The following is a 19696-nucleotide window of genomic DNA, read 5'->3' as shown; positions in this document are numbered from 1 at the left end:
TGTTCTTTCCTATTGTGGCACCGATGTTGCAGCAGCGGGTCGCCGTAATTCTTCGGGATGGGAGGGGGGAATCCCCTCAATCGTAATCAGAGACTCAGTGACCGCTTTCACAATGGGAATTGCCACAGTAGAGCCGTAGGCATCATCCCCTTGGGGTTCATCCACAACCGCTAAAATCACGTACTGCGGCTGCTCAAGGGGAAACACCGCTGCAAAACTGGTAATACGCTGATTTCCGTAGGTGCCGCCAACGGCTTTTTGCGCTGTCCCTGTTTTGCCGCCTAAGCGATAACCAGGAATATGGGCAGGCTTGCCGGTGCCTGAGCGCACCACCTCCCCCAGCATGTTGATTACCTCAGTGCTAGTACGCTCAGAAAAGACTCGTCGGGGTTCGGCGCGCCTTGGCTGCCGTTGCAGATGACCATTTTCATCGTAAAGCCCCTCAATGACGTGGGGAACCACCAGTTCGCCGCCGTTGGCGATCGCCCCCAGTAATTGCACTAAATGCAGAGGGGTCAGGGATAATCCTTGGCCAAAGGCAGCCGTGGCCGACTCAATGGGATAGTGAATAAACTGCTCCGCTGGCTTGAGTTGGGCGGCAGTTTCAAAGGGGAGATCGCTGCCCACTTTTTGGGTTAACCCCAACCGATGCAGATAGCGATAGTAATGGCGCCTGGGAATGCGGTTCATCATGTGAACCATTGCCACATTGCTCGAATAGCCCAAGACTTGGCTAATCGTCAGCGCACCACGCCCCCCCCGCTGGCTAAAGTCACTATTTTGGATCGGCCACCCACCCACCATAATTCGCCCCTCATCCGGAAGCACAGTATTGGGGGTAATGGCATTGAGTTCAAGGGCGATCGCCGTATTGATGGGCTTAAAGGTCGATCCCGGCTCATACAAATCTGAAACCGCCCAATTACGGAATAACGCTGGATCCGCACGGTAGTACTGATTGGGGTTGTAGGAGGGTTCAGACACCAGTGCCCGCAGTGCCCCCGAGGCTACCTCTAGAACCAAAACAGTGCCCCGCTTGGCATTAAATTTCCGCAACTGTTGCCGCAGGGCTTGGCGAGCCGTCTGCTGTAAGCGGCTATCCACCGTCAGGCGCACATGATAGCCCTGAGTGAGCACCTGAGGATCCGTGGGGGCAAGGGCTGGTAACCACTGCCCCAAGCCATTCATGGAGAGCAACGGTTGGGGGTTGCGCACTTGTAAAAAGTCATTTTGGCTAAACTCAATCCCCGCTTGTCCCTTGTGCTCCCGATCCACATAGCCAACGATGCCTGCCATTAACTCTTGCTGGGGGTAAATGCGCTGCCATGCCTGATTCAGTTCTAAGCCGTCGTAATTGAGGGCGCGAATTTTAGCTGCAACCTCCTCGCTCACCTCGTAGGCAATAGGCACGCCGGTGGGATAGGTGCCAAACTTCGCCAGCAGTTGAGTGGGGGACTGTCCTAGGAGTGGGGCTAGGGCATGGGCGATCGCCGTTGGCTCCACCTTAAAGTGAGATGGATGGGCAAAAAGGGTAAAAACAGGTCGATCTAGGGCAACAACCGTATCCCGGCGATCGGTGATCGGGTAGCGTGCCAAAGTTGGGGGGGTGTAGTGTTGCTGTTGCTGGCGGGCTTTTTCTGCTAGGGTGTCTCGTTCGAGAACCTGTAGATAGACTAGCCGTGCTGCGACACCGGCCATGGCACCCAGTAAAAAGATCAGAATCAGCCAAATACGACCAGCGGCGATGGGCTTTGGCGTGGCAACTGCTTTGGCCGTCGTCATCGGCACCCTCCCAGCAACACAACCACTAGTAACTAACCCGACGGTGGGGAGCAACTGCGACAGAGGGAATCTGGACGGGGAGCGTTGCCCCTGTTGAGGCTTGATTGGGAACAAACAAGACGCGCTGCGGATTCTGGGGAACTAGACCCTGCGGGGCTTGCTGCACCTGCTGAGTAACGCGGTAGCGTAGCGTTTCATGACTGACCAACAATTCGCGTTCCTGACGCTTTAGCTGCTCCAGTTGATGGTAGGCACGGCTCCACTGCTGCTCGCAAAGCGCTAGCCAACCGTACAAAGGCAGTAGTGCCACCATTGAGCTGGCTGCCGCCACCCCAGAGACCCATTGCAGACCCACCAAGGTTTTTTGCCATAGAGGCATGTGAGTCTTGGGAAGAGGGCGAATTTCGGTGAGGATCGGGGATGAGCCACTGCGCGATCGCAGCGAGCCAATCGAAGACTTTAGTTTAGGAGCAGCAACCATACACTCAAGCACTCCTCAGCATGTTAACGCCATGAATGATAGATGCATTGTAAAGATACCCACAAATAAAGCACTAATGCGGCGGTTCATGCAAAARTGCGCGCTGCAATTCGCAACTTTGCCGATCGTGAGCGGGGGTTGCTCGCAACTTCTGTATCGTCGGCAACAATAGGTTTACGATTCAGCGCCGTCAATAGGGGGGTCTGCCGCCATGCTTGCTTTACCCGCCGATCTTCCAGACTGTGGAAGCTAATGATTGCAAGGCGACCTTGGGGAACCAACCAGCGGGGAGACAGCGCTAAGAACTGATCCAGCACCTCCAATTCCCGATTTACGTAAATGCGCAGCGCCTGAAACACCCGCGTGGCCGGATGAATGCGTTGGCGGGGCGACGATTTCAGGGTTCGTGCCACCAATTGTGCCAGTTCTTGGGTGGTGTGGAGGGGACGACGTGCCACAATGTGGCGGGCAATACGGCGGGAAAAGCGCTCTTCGCCATACTCGTAGAAAATATCGGCTAGATCCTGCTCACTGTAGTGGTTAATCACAGTGGCTGCAGTAAGGGACTGATTCGGGTTCATGCGCATATCCAACGGAGCGTCAAAACGGAAACTAAAGCCGCGATCGCCACGATCTAGCTGGGCTGAACTCACCCCCAAATCCGCTAAAATGCCATCAAACATGGGTTCAGTCACCCTAAAATCGGCAAAATTCCCCTGCCAAAACTGGACGCGATCGCCAAACGGCCTGAGGAACTCCTGGGCTGCCGCCAAGGCCATGGGGTCTTGATCGATCGCCACTACCCGACAGGTTGGTGCAGCGCTCAGTAGTAGCGCAGTATGCCCACCTCCCCCCACCGTCGCATCTAGGTATAACCCACCCGCCTTAGGTTGAAGGGCATCGAGCACCGCAGCGGCCAGTACTGGCTGATGATAGCCTGAAAACTCTAGATTTTGCATGGTTGTCTATCAGTCTGCGTAGGATTTACCACAGCGTATCCCCTTGGAGAGCAGCATCCGTGAACGATCATCCCCTGAGCGCCCCCTCCCTCAACGTAGCCGATGAACTGCTGGTACGGGATCAGCTAGTGCAGCAGCTTTCAGAGGAACTGTATCAGTTAATGGTGCAGCACCCTGAGTTGTTTGTGCGCTTTTATCAAGCTCGCAAAGCAGAAGCAGCCAATGCTGAAGCACTACAGCGCCTACAGCAGCAAATTCAAGACGTTGAAGCGCGTATTGCCACCTACCAAGAGCAAATCCTTGCCTATCAGCAGCAAGCCCAGGAGCGGGAGTCGGAAGTCACTGCTCTGAAACAGCAAGTCATTGAACTGGGCGATCGCAACCAAATGCTAGAGCGAGTGATTCAGGAGATGCCCGAAGTCTATCGTCAAAAATTCAGTGAACGCCTGAAGCAAGTCCAACTGAAAGTCGAGCATCTACAAAAAGAAAATGATCAACTGCGCAGTGAACTGCGGCATATGCAAGCACTACTTCCAGCACAATCGCGCCAGCAGCAGCACGGTCTTCCCTCCTTACAACCAGCTCGCGTGAGCCTGATTCCCAGCTTTGGCAATGCCTGATCCTCAAGCGCCGCTATGAGTGAGGCTACCGATTTAACTCGAGATTTATCAATTTTTGGTCAAGCCACGTATCTGAACGTACCTCGTTGTCAGTCTTATTGTAGGGATTTCAGAGATAGTTTACTGAATCATTAACATTTATGGCAGCTGGACACAGGATACACGACGATATGAAGAATATATTTATATTGATTTATTATTTATTTATATTGATTTATTATTTATTGATTTAGTGCAGCGATTGCCTCATTTGACTGTCTTTGGCGGCTGCTGTGGCACAGATCACCGTCATGTGGCAGAAATTTGTCGCTTAGTTTTGCCCACCCCACGACCAATCCCCACTCCTAAGGGTTGAGGGCTGGTTGACTGACAAAATGTTGCCCTCTCATCCCCTCTCCCCTTGTGACAGTAGGAAGGCAACAGAGGTAACGCTGGGTGCGAAGCCCCTCTCCCCCTCTGCCAGAGGGGTTGGGGTGAGGGGTCTGCTGGATGAGCCTTAGGGCAGACGTTGAATTTCTGCCCGAAAGCCATTGACTTCCATGTAGGCTCGCAGTTCGCTGGCTTGAATTTCATTTTGGAAGCTGCCAACTTGGAGTGCCCGCTGCTGACCTGTGTTAATAGGTAAGACTTCTGGCACGAGCGATCGCAACCGTTCTTGATTGGCGATATCCCCCTCCCGCACGTCAAAAACAATCACTCGGAAGCGTCCGCCGGTGGTTAAAGATTGCCCTGACGGGGCTGTATCTATGCCAGTTGTATCCGGTGGTGGCGGTAACTGGTTCATGGTGACATCTGCCCCCACATACCCTATGGGAATTGGGGTACTGGGGACGGGCAAGCGCTCTAGGCGAGTATCAACGCTTTGTGGCTCTGGCGGCGAAATTGGAGCCAGTGTTGTCACTTCTGGCGGGGGCACGGGAATCGGAATCGGCTCTGCTGCCTGCACGCTAGTGCCCCAACCCAGTAGGATCAAACATAGGGAGCCAGCCCATGGCCATTGCTGGCGACAGGAGGAATGGTGGATTGTGTTAGCCGACGGTTTCATTGTGATTCAGACAACGCGTAACGATGGGTGTTGCTTATCCCTTTCTGCGGGGATGTGACAGGGTATGCAAGATTTAGCTCCCATTCTTTGCCACGCTAGGGTGTGCCGGATTTTGGATGCCAACCTCGATCGCGCCCGCGAAGGCCTACGGGTGATTGAGGAATGGTGTCGCTTGGGGTGTGAAGATGCCGAACTCACCGCCACCTGTAAAGAGTTACGGCAAACGCTGGCGGGTTACCATACGCCGGAATTGCGCTCAGCACGGCAAACCGATCACGATCCGGGTACAGCGTTGACGCATCCCCAGGAGCGCGATCGCCAGACGCTACAGGACGTCCTCACTGCTAACTTTGCCCGGGTTCAAGAGGCGCTGCGCGTCATCGAAGAGTATGCCAAACTCACTCACGCTGACCTAAGTGCGGCAGCAAAAACATTGCGCTATCGGGTGTATATCCTTGAACAAGCGTTATCCCCCCAGTCTCGGCAGGGACGTTTGCGACGCTTGCACCACGCACGGCTATACCTAGTGACCTCCCCAAGCGATCGCCTGCTTGAGCGTGTTGAAGCTGCCCTCAAAGGTGGGTTGCGACTGGTGCAGTACCGCGATAAAACGAATGATGACCAAACCCGCTTGAAGATCGCACAGCAGCTACAGGCTCTGTGCCAGCGTTATGGTGCCCTGTTTCTGGTGAACGATCGCGTCGATATTGCCGTGGGTGCCAATGCCGATGGGGTGCATTTGGGACAAACGGATCTTCCTATTGCCCTTGCTCGACAGATTCTAGGGGGCGATCGCCTAGTGGGATGCTCCACCACCAACCCCCAAGAACTCGAGCGCGCCTTGCAGGAGGGTGCAGACTACGTCGGTGTTGGCCCCGTTTTTGCCACCCCTACTAAACCTGGAAAAGCTGCGGTGGGGTTTGACTATCTTCAGTACGCCCGCCACCACTGCTCGATCCCCCAGTTTGCCATTGGCGGTATCGATGCCAGTACTATTGGCGAGGTTATTGCGGCGGGTGCCACCCATGTCGCAGTGGTACGCGCCATTATGGACGCTGCTGATCCACAACAGGCCACCCAAGACCTACTTCAACACTTGCACGAGGGGAACCAACCATGACATCTGCCGCTGAGATTACCGCTGCGGTACGGCAATTGTATAACACCTATCCGTTTCCGCCGGAACCCATTCTCGATGAGCCACCTCCGGGCTACAACTGGCGGTGGTCATGGCCAGCTGCCTATAGCTTTTGTACAGGACGCTATCCCTCCCGCTTAGATGTAGCGATTTTGGATGCGGGATGTGGCACAGGAGTGGGAACGGAGTACTTGGCGCATTTGAACCCCCACGCCCAAGTTATGGCAATTGATCTGAGTGAAGGAGCACTGGAGATTGCTCAGGAGCGTTGTCGGCGATCGCGCGCCCACAACGTGCAGTTTCAGCACCGCAGTCTTTACGATGTGGCTCACTTGGGGCAAACCTTTGACATGATTAACTGTGTGGGGGTGCTGCACCACCTGCCAGACCCCGCAAGAGGAATTCAAGCCCTAGCGAACGTGCTGGCACCCGGTGGGATTCTCCATGTTTTTGTCTATGGCGAACTGGGACGCTGGGAAATTAAGCTGATGCAGCGTGCCATTGCCTTGCTCCAAGGGAGCGATCGCAGCAACTATCCCCAAGGGGTTGCCATTGGTCGGCAGATCTTTGCTGCCCTGCCGGRGGGGAACCGCCTCAAAAAACGCGAACAGGAACGCTGGAGCCTAGACAATCAGCGGGATGAATGCTTTGCAGATATGTACGTTCATCCGCAGGAAATTGACTACACCATTGCCAGTCTCTTTGAGCTGATTGCCGCGTCGGGGCTAGAATTTGTGGGGTTTTCTAACCCGCGTCTGTGGCAGTTGGAGCGACTGTTGGGCACTCAGCCGGACTTACTAGCGCGAGCACAACACCTATCCCCCCTGGAGCAGTACCAACTAATTGAAGCCCTTGATCCGGAGGCCATGACCCACTACGAATTCTTCTTGGCGAAGCCACCCCTCGTGCGTCAGGACTGGTCAGCCGATGCTCAGGTCTTGGCAGCAATTCCTTACCGTCACCCCTGCTTAGATGGCTGGCCGGGGGGCTGTGTGTTTAATTGCCACTACGATGTCATTTACCTGAATGCAGCGGAGCAGCAGTTTCTGGCAGCGGCTAATGGCCAAGCTACCGTTGCCGATCTGTTGGCACAGCAGCCTGAGGTTTCCCTTGAACAGGTGCGATCGCTCCTTGAGCGGCAGTTGATTCTCTTGGCACCCGGAGGGGCATCATGGCCGACCTATTAACGACACTCACTACCCAAGGTGCTGTTTATGACTGCTCCCACTGGGGGCGGCTGCGCTTAACGGGGGGCGATCGCCTCAAATTTCTGCACAACCAAACCTCCAATAACTGCCTAATCCTCAAACCGGGTCAAGGGGCAGATACGGTCTTTCTCACGTCCACTGCGCGCACTCTAGACTTGGCAACCGTCTTGGTGCATCAGGAGTGGGTCGATCTACTCGTCTCCCCCCAACGGCGGGCGTTTTTACTGCAATGGTTGGATAAATACATCTTCTTTGGCGATGACGTCCAAGTGAGCGATCTGACCGCCAGTAGCTATTGCTATCGGCTGTTTGGGGAGGTTGCCCACACCATTCGGCACACCCTTGGCCTGCCTGAGTTCACCACCCCTTACCAACACGTTACTGTGGCGCAGGGGGGCCGTTCCCTAACGGTGGCCGCCACGAGTGGCCTTGCCCTGCCGGGGTTCACCCTCTGGAGCGATCGCCCCCTCACAGATTGGCTTGGCACCTATCCCCAACTGCAAGACCCTGAATGGGAGCACATCCGCATTCGCCAAGGCCGACCTGCGGCAGATGCCGAACTCACCGAAGACTACAACCCCCTTGAAGCTCGCCTCGGCCATACCCTGTCTTTTGACAAGGGCTGCTACATTGGCCAGGAAACCATTGCTCGCCTTAACACCTACCAAGGGGTGAAGCAACACCTGTGGGGACTCGACCTCAACGGTTGCGTGACGGTACCCACCCCTCTATTTCTTGCGGGGGAAAAGGTTGGCCTACTAACCAGTTGCACCCCCCTAGGGAGCGGTGCTTTTGGCTTGGGCTATGTCCGCACCAAAGTGGGAGGGGCTGGGTTGACCCTACAGGTGAGCAGTAACCGTCAGGCGCAGGTGGTCGAGGTGCCCTTCTTAAGAACTGTTGCTTAAAAATACTCTGAACAGAGAATGTTATAATCCAATCGGTTCGTCCAGATATTCTACTCACCTTAGTGATCGTAAGGAAGGGAGCCTATGGCAACGGCACAGGTATTAGCGTTTATGCAAAAAACTGCCGAGGATGCTTCATTGCGGGATGAGTTAGAAGCCCTTTTAGGGGTTGGCGACGGCAACATTAGTGGTGCTGCTGAACTCGATACCGAGGAATTAGCCGCCCTCAAAGGAGAACTGGCGCCCAAGGTCGTTGACTTTGCCAATCAGCATGGCTTTGAATTTTCGACAACCGAACTGATTGACGTTGTGGACTCCTTCGCCCAGCACCAAGCAGGAGAGCTCAGTGACGATGAATTTTCGGGTATTTTGGGAGTGCCGATCAACAGCAATAAAGCGGATCACAAGGCCAATATAGCAAACCCATTGCAACGGCTGACCCGCTATCTCAGCAAGACCTATCTTGGCATCGGTGCGGATGAGGAGAGCGAATAAGGCTCGTCAACTTTCGGCAACTCTGCGACCTGCTCGCCGTAAATTGCGCCTCTGGTCTCAATGGTTGCTGCCAGGGCTACTGGTAAAGCGTTGGCTGTTAATTAGTACGGTTGGGGTACTCCTAGCGAGCCTTGGCCTAGCCATTAGCGTTAACCTAACCCCTGTTTTTTACACGCTACAGTTTATCGAGCAACTGCTGCAAACCTTGGCACGCTTTGTGCCCAGCTATGTGAGTGGTCCCCTCCTCTTTTTGGGTGGCATTGCCCTAATTTGGTGGGGCTATGCCCGTACCCTTGGCTCCATTACCCAAGTGCTGCTGCCGGACGATGACAAAGCGCTTGTGGAACGATTGCTGACCCATCGGCGGCTAGAGCGCGGACCTAAAATTGTGGCCATTGGCGGTGGCACGGGGCTATCGACCCYATTKCGGGGCTTAAAAGTGTTTAGTGCCAACATTACGGCCATTGTGACGATGGCGGACGATGGTGGCTCTTCAGGGCGACTGCGGCGGGRAATTGGGGTCTTGCCGCCAGGGGATATTCGCAACTGTTTAGCCGCCTTGGCGGATGAAGAAAAGTTAGTGACAGAGCTATTCCAGTATCGTTTTGATGCGGGGGATGGGTTGGCAGGCCATAGCTTTGGCAATTTATTTTTAACGGCCATGACCAACATTACGGGGGATCTCGAGCGGGCGATCGCCACCAGTTCTGCTGTGCTCGCCATTCGCGGTCAGGTTCTACCGGCCACTCTGACGGACATGACCCTTTGGGCACGCCTTGCGGATGGTCGTTTAATCCATGGCGAATCGAACATCACCGCAGCCAAAGGACAAATTGTTGAAATTGGCTGCTCGCCGCCTGCGCCGACTGCACTGCCGCGTGCGCTCCAAGCGATTCGCGATGCCGACTACATCATCCTTGGTCCGGGCAGCCTCTATACCAGTGTTATCCCCAACTTGCTGGTGCCGGATATTGCCCAAGCTCTTGCCGAGCGTCGCTGTCCCTGTGTTTATGTGTGTAACATCATGACACAGCCGGGGGAAACCGATGGGTATCGGGTGAGCGATCACGTGCGAGCCTTAGATAAGGTAACGGGCGATCGCCTCTTTGATGCCATTCTCGTCCAAAAATATCCCCCCAGTTCCGCCCACCTTAGCCACTATAGGCAACAAGGCAGCGACGTTGTAGCCATCGATCGCGACGAACTGGCACGCCTCAACTGCCGCTTAATTTTGGCGGATGTGATGGATGAAACCACCCCCACAGTGCGCCATGACTCGCAAAAGCTAGCGACGATCTTGATGCGTTGGTATGGTCGGGTGCAATCCCTGTAAACTACTCCCAGCTAAAGCAGGGAGCTTTTAGTAGCCCTGCAGTTAGCAAGCCAACCGCGAGCCTCTGGGGTGGTTTACAACACCCCCAATCGACCGTTACCAGTGCCTTGAACAACCGTTTCTGGTGTCCGCAGTACAATTATAACCTAAAACAACTGAAGTTGCTAAAGGAGCTTTCCTCCCCGCACTGAAGTACGGGGCTTCCAGCCCTACCCGATGTGAAACAGTGGCTAGAGGATAAGGTGCTGCCCCCCGATGTTGAGGAGCGAGTCATCTCCCGGAATGTCTGAGCGACTATGGCATTCGGGCGCTGTCGCGCTATCATTACGACCATCCCTACACCTTTCAACTCGGACGGGAAGCCTACCGCGTGACCTACGAGCCGGGGGAATCCTCCACTGGCTTATTTGGCGGGAATTCCAACTGGCGCGGCCCCATTTGGATGCCGGTAAATGCCCTACTGGTGCAGTCATTGCGGAAAATGTACGGCTATTATGGCAATGATTTTACGATTGAGTGCCCAACGGGGTCGGGGCGGTGGTTGAACTTGTGGGATGTTGCGACAGAAATTTCGCAGCGGCTGGCCAATATTTTCCTGCGGGATGAGTCTGGCCGCCGTCCGCTTTACGGGGCAACTGAAACCTTCCAACAGAACCCCCACTGGCGGGATTTAATTCTCTTTTATGAGTACTTCCACGGCGATAATGGTGCGGGGTTGGGGGCAAGTCACCAAACCGGTTGGACGGGGCTGATTGCACGGATCCTGATGGCACCCAATGTTATGGAGGCCAATGCCGTACTGGAGCAAGGATACCTGTCTGTTGTCTCTAAGGGGCTGGCAGCCTTAACTCGCACCCCATAAGAAATGCTCAGGCGACTGCACCATTAAGCCCATGTGGACGTTCCTAAATTGGGTGGTACGTCCTGCCAGCGACCTTGACCCACGGCGCGGAGAGCCTCTTTGAGGTCAACGGCTCCTGTATAGAGGGCTTTGCCGACGATCGCTCCCGTCAAGCCTTGCGGTTCTAGCGCCAGCAAACTCAAAATATCGGTGAGGGAGCTAACGCCACCGGAGGCAATCACTGGGCGATCGCTGGCGGCCAATAACTGGCGCAGGGCATCGATGTTTGGGCCTTGGAGGGTGCCATCTCGCTGAATATCGGTGTAGATAAAGCCGGCCACCCCCACAGCAGCCATCTGTTGCGCTAAATCTGTCGCCAGAATGGTGGAGGTGTCTAGCCAGCCGCGAGTGGCTACGTAGCCTTGACGAGCATCTAGACCTACCCAAATGCGCTCTGGAAATTCAGTGGCAACCTCAGCGACCAGATGGGGGTCTTCAAGGGCAATGGTGCCCAAAATGACGCGATCCACACCGAGGGAGAGCAAGTCTGTAACAGTTTGGCGCGATCGCACCCCACCCCCCACTTGCACCGGAATCTCTAGGGCTGCAACGATGGCGGCCATGATTGGGTAGTTGGTGGGTTCACCGGTTTTGGCACCATCGAGATCCACGACGTGCAGGCGAGGGGCACCCAAGGCTTGCCAGTGCTGTGCCATGCGCACTGGATCGGTCTCAAAGACCTCTACTTGGTTGTAGTCTCCCTGAAAGAGGCGAACGCACTGCCCTCCCAGCAGATCAATGGCGGGAATGACATCCATAGGTCACTGTTGCTCAAATCAATGCCTATCAATCGTAGCAGTCGCGGGGGTGATACTCTTGGCAGGTCTCACAAGGCCCTTTGGGGTTGACTGCACATCGCAGCAGGGGAGACTGGGCATTCCAACGGCAGGAGACATCCCCAATCMCCCACTGCCCCGCCACAAGGTGGCGATCGCCTGCGTCATTGTTACAGAGCTGTACGTAGAGGGCAAYTTTGTGCAGGTGGTMCCGCCCGCCGCGAAACTGGTAGCGGTGACGGCGTTCGAGAACGGTGTAGGTTTCGCCGTCGTGATCCACGCGACAACCGGGCTGTGGCACCCAGTCTAGCTGCACCTGCCCCAGCGATCGCTCGGGGTGAATTAAATGCAATTCTGCGGGTAAATCGGTCGGCGAGGCCATGACACAACGGCGTGAATCCCCTCGGTGGGGTGTTCTAGACTACACTCCCCCTATGCTAACCTTGCTCTTTTCTTTATATCAATGCTGCATCGATCTGTTGTACCAGTGTTGCGCGGCTGTTTCCTAGGAGGGCACTAACCACTGGGCAAGGGCAAGCCCCAATTCCACGCAGCCCAACCCCAGCAGCGGACTGCCCAACCAATAGAGCCATGCCTGTAGTTTTTTGCGCTCTCGCCAGAGGATAGCCGACTCAAGGGTAAAGGTAGAAAACGTCGTCAGGGCACCGAGAAAACCAACGGTCACCCCTTGGCTAAACCATCGCGCCATGCCAAGGTGTGTCAAACTATAGCTCAAGACTCCCATCAAAAATGCGCCGCCGAGATTCACAGTGAGGGTGCCAAAAATTGGGGTATTAAAGCGGCGATCGCTCCACAGAGCAATGTAGTAACGGCCTAAGGCACCCGGCACAGCACCGATGCTAATGGCAATGACACTCTCAAGGGGTGGCATTGGGATTCTCCCAGCGATCTAAGCACCACAGGGTTAGCCCAGTGCCCAACTGCAGTGCCCCTAACCCCAACCCCGTACTGCCGAGCCAGTAGAGCATCTCACCGATGAAGTTCCGTGCCGCCACTAGCTGGGTCTGGTCTAGCTCGTAGGAGGAGAAGGTGGTGTAAGACCCTAAAAAACCGGTGGTCAACAGCAGCCGCAGATCTGGGTGCAGGGTAAAGGTACGGGCAAACCCCAGCGGGGCGATCGCCCCCATGAGAAAACAGCCGGTGACATTGACGATGAGGGTGGGCACCGGTAACCCAGACGGGAAAAGAGGCTCTAAATACGCTTCCACAAGAAACCGGCTTAACGCCCCTGGAATTGCGCCCAAGGCCACCGCCAAGGCTGGGCGCAGCACGGGATGAATCGTGATCACGATCTCGCCTCCTCCACAATCAGTACCGGACGGGTGGATGCCTCAAGAATACTCTGGCACACCGACCCCATCAATACCCGCTTGAACGCGCCTTGGCCATGCTTACCGAGAATAATCTCTGCCACATTGTACAGTTGGGCTGTAGCTAGGATGGCTTCGGTCACCGGCCCTGCAGTGACAATCAGCCGGTGGCGAATATCCGCAAGGAACTGGTTGGCGTAGGCTTCAATGGTGGCAACCGCCTTGGGGTCAGGGACATCCTGCACATGGAGGACAATCACTTCCGCATCGGCGCGCCGCGCTAATTCCGCCGTCTTTTGCAGCACTGTCGCTGTAACGCTGGAAGTATCCACCGGTGCCAGCAGGACAATACGCGGCTGCAGCAGCACTTTCGTCGGATCCACCTCCCCCTTTTGCAGTAGTTTGGGGGCAAAGGTGGGAATCGCCCACGCCCCCAAAGGCGCAGTCACAAGGATGGAGAGAACGGCGATCGCCAACATTGTCTCGCCCCCGGCGATACCGGCACTCAAGGGAAGCGCACCAATCGCCGCTTGCACCGTTGCCTTGGCGGAATTACCAGGAAGTAAAAATAATCGTTCCGCAGGTGTCCAATTACTGCCCAAGGTGGAGAGATACCAGCCAAGCCCCCGGCCAATCAACGTYCCCGCCAGCAAAATCAGTAACCCTATCCCCAGCGACTGCTCCAAAACCCCCAACTGAACACTAGCGCCCAGGAGCACAAACAGAAAAATTTCTGCCMCCTGCCACAGCACATCAAAGCCCCCCCGCAACTGCCGTGCTAAGGGAGCATCCATGTCGATAAGGAAAAAGCCTGCACTCATCACCGCCAAATAGCCCGAAAATAGGGGAAGTCGAGGAGCCAAGCCCACCGCTGCCAAGGCCACCCCTGCGGTCACTAGAGTCGTTTGCACGCGGTTCTGCGCCCAATGTTGCCGCACCAGCAAGAGCACCAGTGCCCGTGCCAACCCGTAGCCCACAATCAACCCGCCGCCAATTTCCAAGAGGGCTTGCACCCCTAGGGCGATCGCCGGTGGTACCCCATTCAGAGGCAGCCCCCCCTGTTCCGTTCCCATAAGTAAGCTAAACAGCAGCAACACCAGCACATCCGACAGGGCACTGCCAGAGAGGATGGCATCACTAATCCCCTTGTCCACACCCCAACCCAAACTCTTGAGCCGCAGCATCCCCGGCACAATGACTGCGGGGGACTCCGGTGCCACGATCGCCCCCAACAATAATCCCTGCCGCAGATCGAAACCCAGTAGCACCATCGCCACAAGAGCCACCACCGCCATTTCACACAATGCCGGTAAAATTCCTAGGCGCAGTGCTACCGTTCCCTGCTGTGCCAACTTCTGACGGTCGAGACCCAGCCCCGCCTTCATCAAAATCACCATCACCGCAACAGCGCGGAACACCGGTGCTGCCGTCAGCACATCCGGGTGCAATAGGTTCATCACCGCGGGGCCTAGGAGAATGCCAACCAAAATCATGCCAATCAGAGCCGGTGCGCCTAGCCGCCGTACCAATTGACCACTAAAAAAGCCCAACACCAAGATCAGGGCAAGGGTTTCGAGGGGAGTTGACATGGTAGTAAGCTTAGTCTTAGCAGCAATTCCTACCATACTGGATAGCAGAACGGTGACGAATCCAAGAGCCGCTAGCATTCACCGTCAATCCCTTATAGACGGTGTGGGCGGGCTAAAACCCCTCCGCTTTAGCGAGGGGATACAGCCAACTCAGGGGGCTTTAGCCCTCTCTATGTGTTAACCTAAAAACGTGGAAAGTAGGCGTATCAACTACGCGAAGAGACATCCTAGTACGGAGAAATCCCGGCAAGTAAGTCACTACCGCTTTAGCGGCAAGCCTAAACCACTGCAAGCAATGGCAGGATGTTGAGCGTATCGAATTGGCTAGTGTTGAAAAGCGCGAAACCACGAACCGAAACATAAACGTAGTCCCAATAGCAGAAATGCTTGAGGTGAGTAGGGGGTCTTTGACTGCTCCCACCCGCATTAAGTTGTGGGTGACAGCTCAAGGGAAAAGCGAAGCAACGCGGCTTCAGCCCGTTGCGTAGCATCCTTTGGGAATCCCCTCTCTTTCAAGGAGGGGAGAAGTCAAATAAAGTCTGACGCGTCAGCCAGCGGTACGCTAAACCAGAAGCATGCCCCTTGAGGCGGGATACTCTCAACGCCAATGTCGCCGCCATGGGCAGTGATAATTTGCCGACACAGGTAAAGCCCTAGGCCAATGCCTGTGCGATGGTGAACCTCGGCACCTCGGTAATACAGGTCAAAGAGATGGGGACGCTGTTCGGGCTGAATGCCGACCCCATTATCTGCAACGGTGCAGTAGAGCATCCCGTCCTTGGCGATCGCCCCAAAGCTGAGGGTCAGTCCCGGAGGATTATGCTTGAGGGCATTGGTAATCAGGTTTTCATAGACCCGGCGCAATTGCTCAGGATCCACCTTGGCAGGCGGTAGGGTGTCACTGACCTGCTGCTGAACTTGGGTATTATTTTTTTCCAATAACGGTTTTAAGTCAATTAACACCTGCTCCAGCAGGGTGGCCACAGAGGTCGGGGTGCATTGCAGCGGCAGTGACTGGTTGTTGTCTAGGTGGATGTGTAAAAGGGTTTCTACAAGGTTAAGTTGCCGTTGTTGGCTCTGGTGAATGCGCTCAATCGTCGCGCGGGGCACAACCACACTATCGCCAGTTTGGGAGTGCAACAGGTGGTTCAGTAGCATCATCGTTCCCATGACGGGGGTGCGCAAATCGTGGGACACCGCGTGCAAAAACACATCTTTGAGGTGGTTGAGTTCCTCCAGTTCGCGCATCTTTTGCTGTAACTGCTCTGTGCGCTCCGCCACTTGGTATTCCAAATTGGCATTCAGTGCCGCAAGCTGTTGGTACAGTTCTGCCTGTTGCAGGGCGATCGCCACTTGGGTAGCCAATTGCTCTAGAAACTGCTGTTCGTAGGGTTGCCATTGTCGGGGTGCACTGCACTGATGCACCCCCAAAAGCACGCGATCGCCCAAATAATCGTGTTGAATTGGAATTAATAGACACGACTGAATATGATGCTGACGATGCAGCTCTCTTAGGGCGGGATCATCCTCGGGGAGGGGCTGGCAAGAAATCGATTGACTGGTGTGCAACAGCCACGTGCGGTAGTGACCATTGTGCAGCAGTAATTCTAAATGAGTCTCCCACTCCGGTGCCATGGCCGCAGCGACAATGCGAATTTGGCCGGAGCCAAGGTTGAGGCAGGCAATAAAGACGCGATCGCTTTGGAGGTAATTGCGGACTTCGAGCACCGTTGTCCGCAAAATATCTGGCAGGTCGAGGGTTTTGCGAATACGCAGGGCAATTTCCGCAAGGAGATGTTGGCGTTGTGCCGCCATTTGCACACTCTGCTCCGCCCGTTTCCGTTGGGTAATATCGCGCACCCCCACCACCCGCGCTCGGCGACCTTGGTAGGTAATCCATTTGCCCTGTACTTCCACAATCAGGGTTTCACCGCTTTTTGTGCGAGCCAATGCTTCAAAGGGCTGATCAAGGGGGTCGCGGATTCGATCTAAAATCAATTGCTGCGACGTGGGATGGGTTAGCACCAAGACCGACTGCCCCACCAACTCAGCACTGGTGTAGCCAAACAGTTGTTCCGCCGCCGTGTTGAGATCCACAATTTGCCCCTGCTCGTGGATAATCACCGCCTCAGAGGTGGCCTGAAAGAAACTTGCGAGGCGGGCTTCGCTTTGCTCTAGTGCCGCAAGGGTGCGATGACGCTCGCGGGTTTCAATGGCAAGGGACACCAAATCAGCAAGGGAGGCAGCAAACTGCTCTTCGGCCACTGTCCATTGGCGGGCAGTACCAATATGCTCATGGCAGAGAATACCCACCATTCTGCCTTCAACCCAAATGGGCACATCCAAGAGGGAGGTAATGCCCAAAGGGTCTAAGTACGCTGTGCAAAACTCCTGTGTACGGGGATCACTCCTTGCATCGTCTGCGGTAATGGTGCGCTCCTGCTGCAGTGCTGTGAAATACTGCGGATAGTCCGCTGCCGCCAGCGTCATGCCTGCTGTAAACACGTGGGCAGAGTGTTGAAATAACTGGACACACTCAATCTCTTGGCGATCGCCTGTATAAAACCACAGGCTCACCCGCTCCACATTCAGGCTACGGGCACTGGTACTCAGGACATCTTGGAGCAATTGCTCGAAGCTATCCTCTTGGAACTGCTGTCGCCGCGCCAGTTGCACTAAAATGCGGTTTAGACGTTGCAGTTGCTCCAGCCCCTTGCTCATCAGTGGAGAACTCCAGCAGCCAAGAACGGTCTAGCTAGAAGCACCGGCTGATTCAGCAACAAACTCTAGGGAGGCTGAATTAATGCAGTAACGCAACCCTGTAGGGGGCGGACCATCCTCAAACACATGGCCAAGGTGCGCATCACAGGTATTGCACAACACTTCAGTACGCACCATCCCATGGGACAGATCCTGCTCCAGACGAATTGACTGGGGATCAACAGGCTGCCAAAAGCTCGGCCAACCACTCCCAGAATCATACTTGGTATCAGAGCGAAATAGCGGGGTACCACAACAGACGCAGCGGTAAAGACCCGGCTGTTTGTTGTTCCAATAGCAGCCCGTAAAGGCGCGCTCAGTCCCTTTTTTGCGGGTTACGTAAAATTGCTCAGGGGTTAACTGAGCCTGCCATTGCGCATCGGTTTTTATCACCTTAGCCATTATTTCCTCATGAGCGATAACGTTCGGCGAATGCTGATCTCAATCTCTAGGATAATCAGCAGACGGTTCTCCGTCTAGGACACCGGTAGGAGTAAGCCGGCAAGCTGTTGCCAAGAACTTTGCCAAAGGTTCCCTGCCAAGGGGAAAATGTAAGGGCAATCCTGCCGTTTTTGTCTGGTTATGCCCGTTTCGCTGCCACCCACCTTTGACGTATGGTCTGAGCATGACTTTTGTACCTATGTCAGTGGGGTGATAGCGGCTGCCCAGCAAGCCGGATGTCAGTTCCTTAGCGTTGGGGCAGCATTACCGGCCATTGATCCCCTGAGGGTTATGGCCGCACTGATGCACGCAAGTGGCCAAACGGATCACTTTTACATTGAGCAACCTCACCCCGGAGAGATTGTTGCCGCCTGTGGGCGAGTTGCGGCTACTGTAGCCACTGGAGAGCAGCGGTTTCAAGCCCTCCAAGGCTTTAGTGAACAGACCCTCAACCATATTTGGGCGGCTGCCCCTGCGGAACCACGGGTGTTCTGCCAGTTCGCCTTCCGGGATGCTGCGACCACCGCCATGAACCGAGCTTTTTTACCCCGCTGGCAAATTATTCAACGCCAAGGCCACGCCTTCCTAACGCTAAACGGTCGCCTCGACGGGTTGAGCAGCTCTGAGGTATCCCTGTGGCAGGACTGGCAATTGCTGTGGAGCACGCTGGCCAGTGTCCTTGAAACACCTGTATCGTCCCCCCCGCCACTGGCGATCGCCCTTCCCTCCCTAGCAGAGCAATCACAGTCCTTCATCACCGGCGTCAACCGTGCCCTCAAACTCTTAGACGAGGGGCTGCTAGAAAAACTGGTTCTTGCCTGTACCACAACCATTGAGCACCCTACTGGCTTTAACTGGCTAGGCACCCTGCAAAACCTACGCCAGCAGTACCGCAATTGTTACGTCTTTAGCGTCGGCTCCAATTGGCAGGATGTTTTTTTAGGGGCCAGCCCAGAGCGACTGGTGAGCATCGGGGATGGCTTGCTTTGGGCAGATGCCCTTGCAGGGTCGCGCCCTCGCGGACAAACCGATCACGAAGACCAAACCCTACGCCACGGACTGTACCATAGCCCCAAAGAGCGACATGAGCATCAGGTCATTGTTGAGTTTCTCTGCCAAACCCTAGATCAGATGGGGATGACCTGTGAATTTTCCACAGAGCCACGGATCTTAGAATTGAGCAATATTCAGCATCTACAAACGCTGATTCAGGCACGGGTTTGCCAACCCATCCATATCCTAGAGATTGTTGCGGCTCTGCACCCCACGCCCGCAGTGGCGGGCTACCCCCGCGCCACGGCACGATACTGGCTAAGCCATTTAGAACAGTTTGACCGTCATGGCTATGCCGCTCCCCTCGGCTGGGTAACCCCTCAAGGGGAAGGTGAATTTATTGTGGGGATTCGCTCCGCCCACCTCCAGGGACAGTACGCCCATTTATTTGCAGGAGCGGGAATTGTCAAAGGCTCCGAGCCAGAGCGAGAGTGGCAGGAAATCCTCCTAAAGCTACAGGCAATGATATCGGCTCTTGCCTAGCGGTGTGGCGGCGGTTTCTTAGTCATCGTCAGCATTGGCAGGGGTTGCGATGACTGGGGCGGCAGGGCATACTGTGCCACTTTCTCCGGTAAGGAACGCTGCCGTGGAGATTGCAACCAACGGTACACAAGTGCACTGCCCATGAGTCCAACCCCCACAACCAGCAACCCGCCATATCCCCCCSCCCCTCCAATGGCCAAATCGACACTCCCCATCACCACCAGAAAGGCAGAAATGGGTTCTTTGCGATAGGCGGTACGCAGAAAACGCGGATAAATCATAGGTTGTTGTGCGGTTGAGTCAACATCAGCATACTAAAGAGATTGCGATCGCAGTGCAGATGAAGTAGCAATTTTTGTATTGGGGCACCACAGATGCAGAATCTCTCAACCCTTC

20 protein-coding genes are annotated in these 19696 nt (G+C 55.2%); 8 read left to right on the top strand and 12 right to left on the bottom strand.

All coding sequences use genetic code 11. The annotated features are described in order from the left end of the window. Positions 1-9: 9 nt before the first annotated feature. The 3 genes from L5470_RS03085 to rsmH form a co-directional block, all read right to left on the bottom strand. A complete protein-coding gene (locus tag L5470_RS03085) occupies positions 10-1782 on the bottom strand; it encodes a peptidoglycan D,D-transpeptidase FtsI family protein (RefSeq protein ID WP_499498086.1) in 1773 nt (590 codons plus the stop codon). 25 nt (positions 1783-1807) lie between these two features. Next, positions 1808-2263: a hypothetical protein gene (locus L5470_RS03080; RefSeq protein ID WP_198406016.1), complete on the bottom strand. Its 456-nt coding sequence runs from the start codon at positions 2261-2263 to the stop codon at positions 1808-1810. 86 nt (positions 2264-2349) lie between these two features. Further along, positions 2350-3222, bottom strand: a complete 873-nt coding sequence (rsmH, locus tag L5470_RS03075; RefSeq protein WP_499498084.1) for a 16S rRNA (cytosine(1402)-N(4))-methyltransferase RsmH — start codon at positions 3220-3222, stop codon at positions 2350-2352. 59 nt (positions 3223-3281) lie between these two features. On the opposite strand from rsmH, the gene L5470_RS03070 reads away from it, so the two are divergent. Beyond that, positions 3282-3842 carry an Npun_F5560 family protein gene (locus L5470_RS03070; RefSeq protein ID WP_499498083.1) on the top strand — a complete coding sequence of 187 codons (561 nt, stop codon included), beginning with the start codon at positions 3282-3284 and terminating at the stop codon, positions 3840-3842. Positions 3843-4338: 496 nt separating this feature from the next. Here the strand turns inward: L5470_RS03070 and L5470_RS03065 are convergent, their stop codons facing one another. Further along, positions 4339-4887, bottom strand: a complete 549-nt coding sequence (locus L5470_RS03065) for a hypothetical protein (protein WP_198406018.1) — start codon at positions 4885-4887, stop codon at positions 4339-4341. Between the two features lie 64 nt (positions 4888-4951). Between L5470_RS03065 and L5470_RS03060 the strand changes: the two genes are divergently transcribed. The 6 genes from L5470_RS03060 to L5470_RS03035 all read left to right on the top strand — a co-directional run bounded on the left by L5470_RS03060 (position 4952) and on the right by L5470_RS03035 (position 10828). Next, positions 4952-6007 (top strand): thiamine phosphate synthase, encoded by a 1056-nt coding sequence (locus tag L5470_RS03060; RefSeq protein WP_099799401.1) that lies wholly within the window; start codon positions 4952-4954, stop codon positions 6005-6007. After that, complete coding sequence (locus L5470_RS03055; protein ID WP_499498081.1) at positions 6004-7212, top strand: class I SAM-dependent methyltransferase; 1209 nt, start codon at positions 6004-6006, stop codon at positions 7210-7212. Before L5470_RS03060 ends, L5470_RS03055 begins: the two co-directional genes overlap by 4 nt. Then, complete coding sequence (gene ygfZ / locus L5470_RS03050; RefSeq protein WP_448514444.1) at positions 7197-8138, top strand: CAF17-like 4Fe-4S cluster assembly/insertion protein YgfZ; 942 nt, start codon at positions 7197-7199, stop codon at positions 8136-8138. Before L5470_RS03055 ends, ygfZ begins: the two co-directional genes overlap by 16 nt. An 84-nt stretch (positions 8139-8222) precedes the next feature. After that, a complete protein-coding gene (locus L5470_RS03045) occupies positions 8223-8633 on the top strand; it encodes a hypothetical protein (protein ID WP_099799403.1) in 411 nt (136 codons plus the stop codon). Then, positions 8617-9966 carry a gluconeogenesis factor YvcK family protein gene (locus L5470_RS03040; RefSeq protein ID WP_499498078.1) on the top strand — a complete coding sequence of 450 codons (1350 nt, stop codon included), beginning with the start codon at positions 8617-8619 and terminating at the stop codon, positions 9964-9966. The genes L5470_RS03045 and L5470_RS03040 overlap by 17 nt, the downstream gene beginning before the upstream one ends. Before the next feature lie 370 nt (positions 9967-10336). Continuing rightward, positions 10337-10828 (top strand): hypothetical protein, encoded by a 492-nt coding sequence (locus tag L5470_RS03035; RefSeq protein WP_499498076.1) that lies wholly within the window; start codon positions 10337-10339, stop codon positions 10826-10828. Positions 10829-10851: 23 nt separating this feature from the next. Here L5470_RS03035 and hisA read toward each other — a convergent pair whose 3' ends face one another. The 7 genes from hisA to msrB all read right to left on the bottom strand — a co-directional run bounded on the left by hisA (position 10852) and on the right by msrB (position 17725). After that, the gene (gene hisA / locus L5470_RS03030; protein WP_499498074.1) at positions 10852-11625 is read right to left on the bottom strand and encodes a 1-(5-phosphoribosyl)-5-[(5-phosphoribosylamino)methylideneamino]imidazole-4-carboxamide isomerase; all 774 of its coding nucleotides are present in this window, start codon (positions 11623-11625) and stop codon (positions 10852-10854) included. A 28-nt stretch (positions 11626-11653) separates the two neighbouring features. Further along, positions 11654-12025 carry a DUF6464 family protein gene (locus L5470_RS03025; protein ID WP_499498072.1) on the bottom strand — a complete coding sequence of 124 codons (372 nt, stop codon included), beginning with the start codon at positions 12023-12025 and terminating at the stop codon, positions 11654-11656. A gap of 123 nt (positions 12026-12148) precedes the next feature. Further along, entirely contained in the window at positions 12149-12535 is a 387-nt protein-coding gene (locus L5470_RS03020; protein WP_448527626.1) for a fluoride efflux transporter FluC, read from the bottom strand. Next, positions 12522-12953: a fluoride efflux transporter CrcB gene (crcB, locus tag L5470_RS03015; RefSeq protein ID WP_499498070.1), complete on the bottom strand. Its 432-nt coding sequence runs from the start codon at positions 12951-12953 to the stop codon at positions 12522-12524. The genes L5470_RS03020 and crcB overlap by 14 nt, the downstream gene beginning before the upstream one ends. Next, on the bottom strand, positions 12950-14563 hold the full coding sequence (locus L5470_RS03010) for a cation:proton antiporter (RefSeq protein WP_499498069.1): 1614 nt from the start codon (positions 14561-14563) through the stop codon (positions 12950-12952). Before L5470_RS03010 ends, crcB begins: the two co-directional genes overlap by 4 nt. A 528-nt stretch (positions 14564-15091) precedes the next feature. Then, entirely contained in the window at positions 15092-17284 is a 2193-nt protein-coding gene (locus L5470_RS03005) for a PAS domain-containing sensor histidine kinase (RefSeq protein WP_499498068.1), read from the bottom strand. Between the two features lie 30 nt (positions 17285-17314). Continuing rightward, the gene (msrB, locus tag L5470_RS03000; RefSeq protein ID WP_099798371.1) at positions 17315-17725 is read right to left on the bottom strand and encodes a peptide-methionine (R)-S-oxide reductase MsrB; all 411 of its coding nucleotides are present in this window, start codon (positions 17723-17725) and stop codon (positions 17315-17317) included. 180 nt (positions 17726-17905) lie between these two features. On the opposite strand from msrB, the gene L5470_RS02995 reads away from it, so the two are divergent. Next, positions 17906-19300: an isochorismate synthase gene (locus tag L5470_RS02995; protein ID WP_499498067.1), complete on the top strand. Its 1395-nt coding sequence runs from the start codon at positions 17906-17908 to the stop codon at positions 19298-19300. Here L5470_RS02995 and L5470_RS02990 read toward each other — a convergent pair. Then, complete coding sequence (locus L5470_RS02990) at positions 19297-19581, bottom strand: hypothetical protein (protein WP_499498065.1); 285 nt, start codon at positions 19579-19581, stop codon at positions 19297-19299. The genes L5470_RS02995 and L5470_RS02990 overlap by 4 nt on opposite strands. Positions 19582-19696 lie beyond the last annotated feature (115 nt).

Origin of the sequence: Synechococcus sp. PCC 6717 (genome assembly GCF_022698185.1) — a bacterium.
In the GTDB taxonomy this organism is placed as follows: domain Bacteria; phylum Cyanobacteriota; class Cyanobacteriia; order Thermosynechococcales; family Thermosynechococcaceae; genus Thermosynechococcus; species Thermosynechococcus lividus.
Note: the sequence above shows the minus strand (reverse complement) of the source record. Positions and strands in the feature narration are given on the sequence as shown.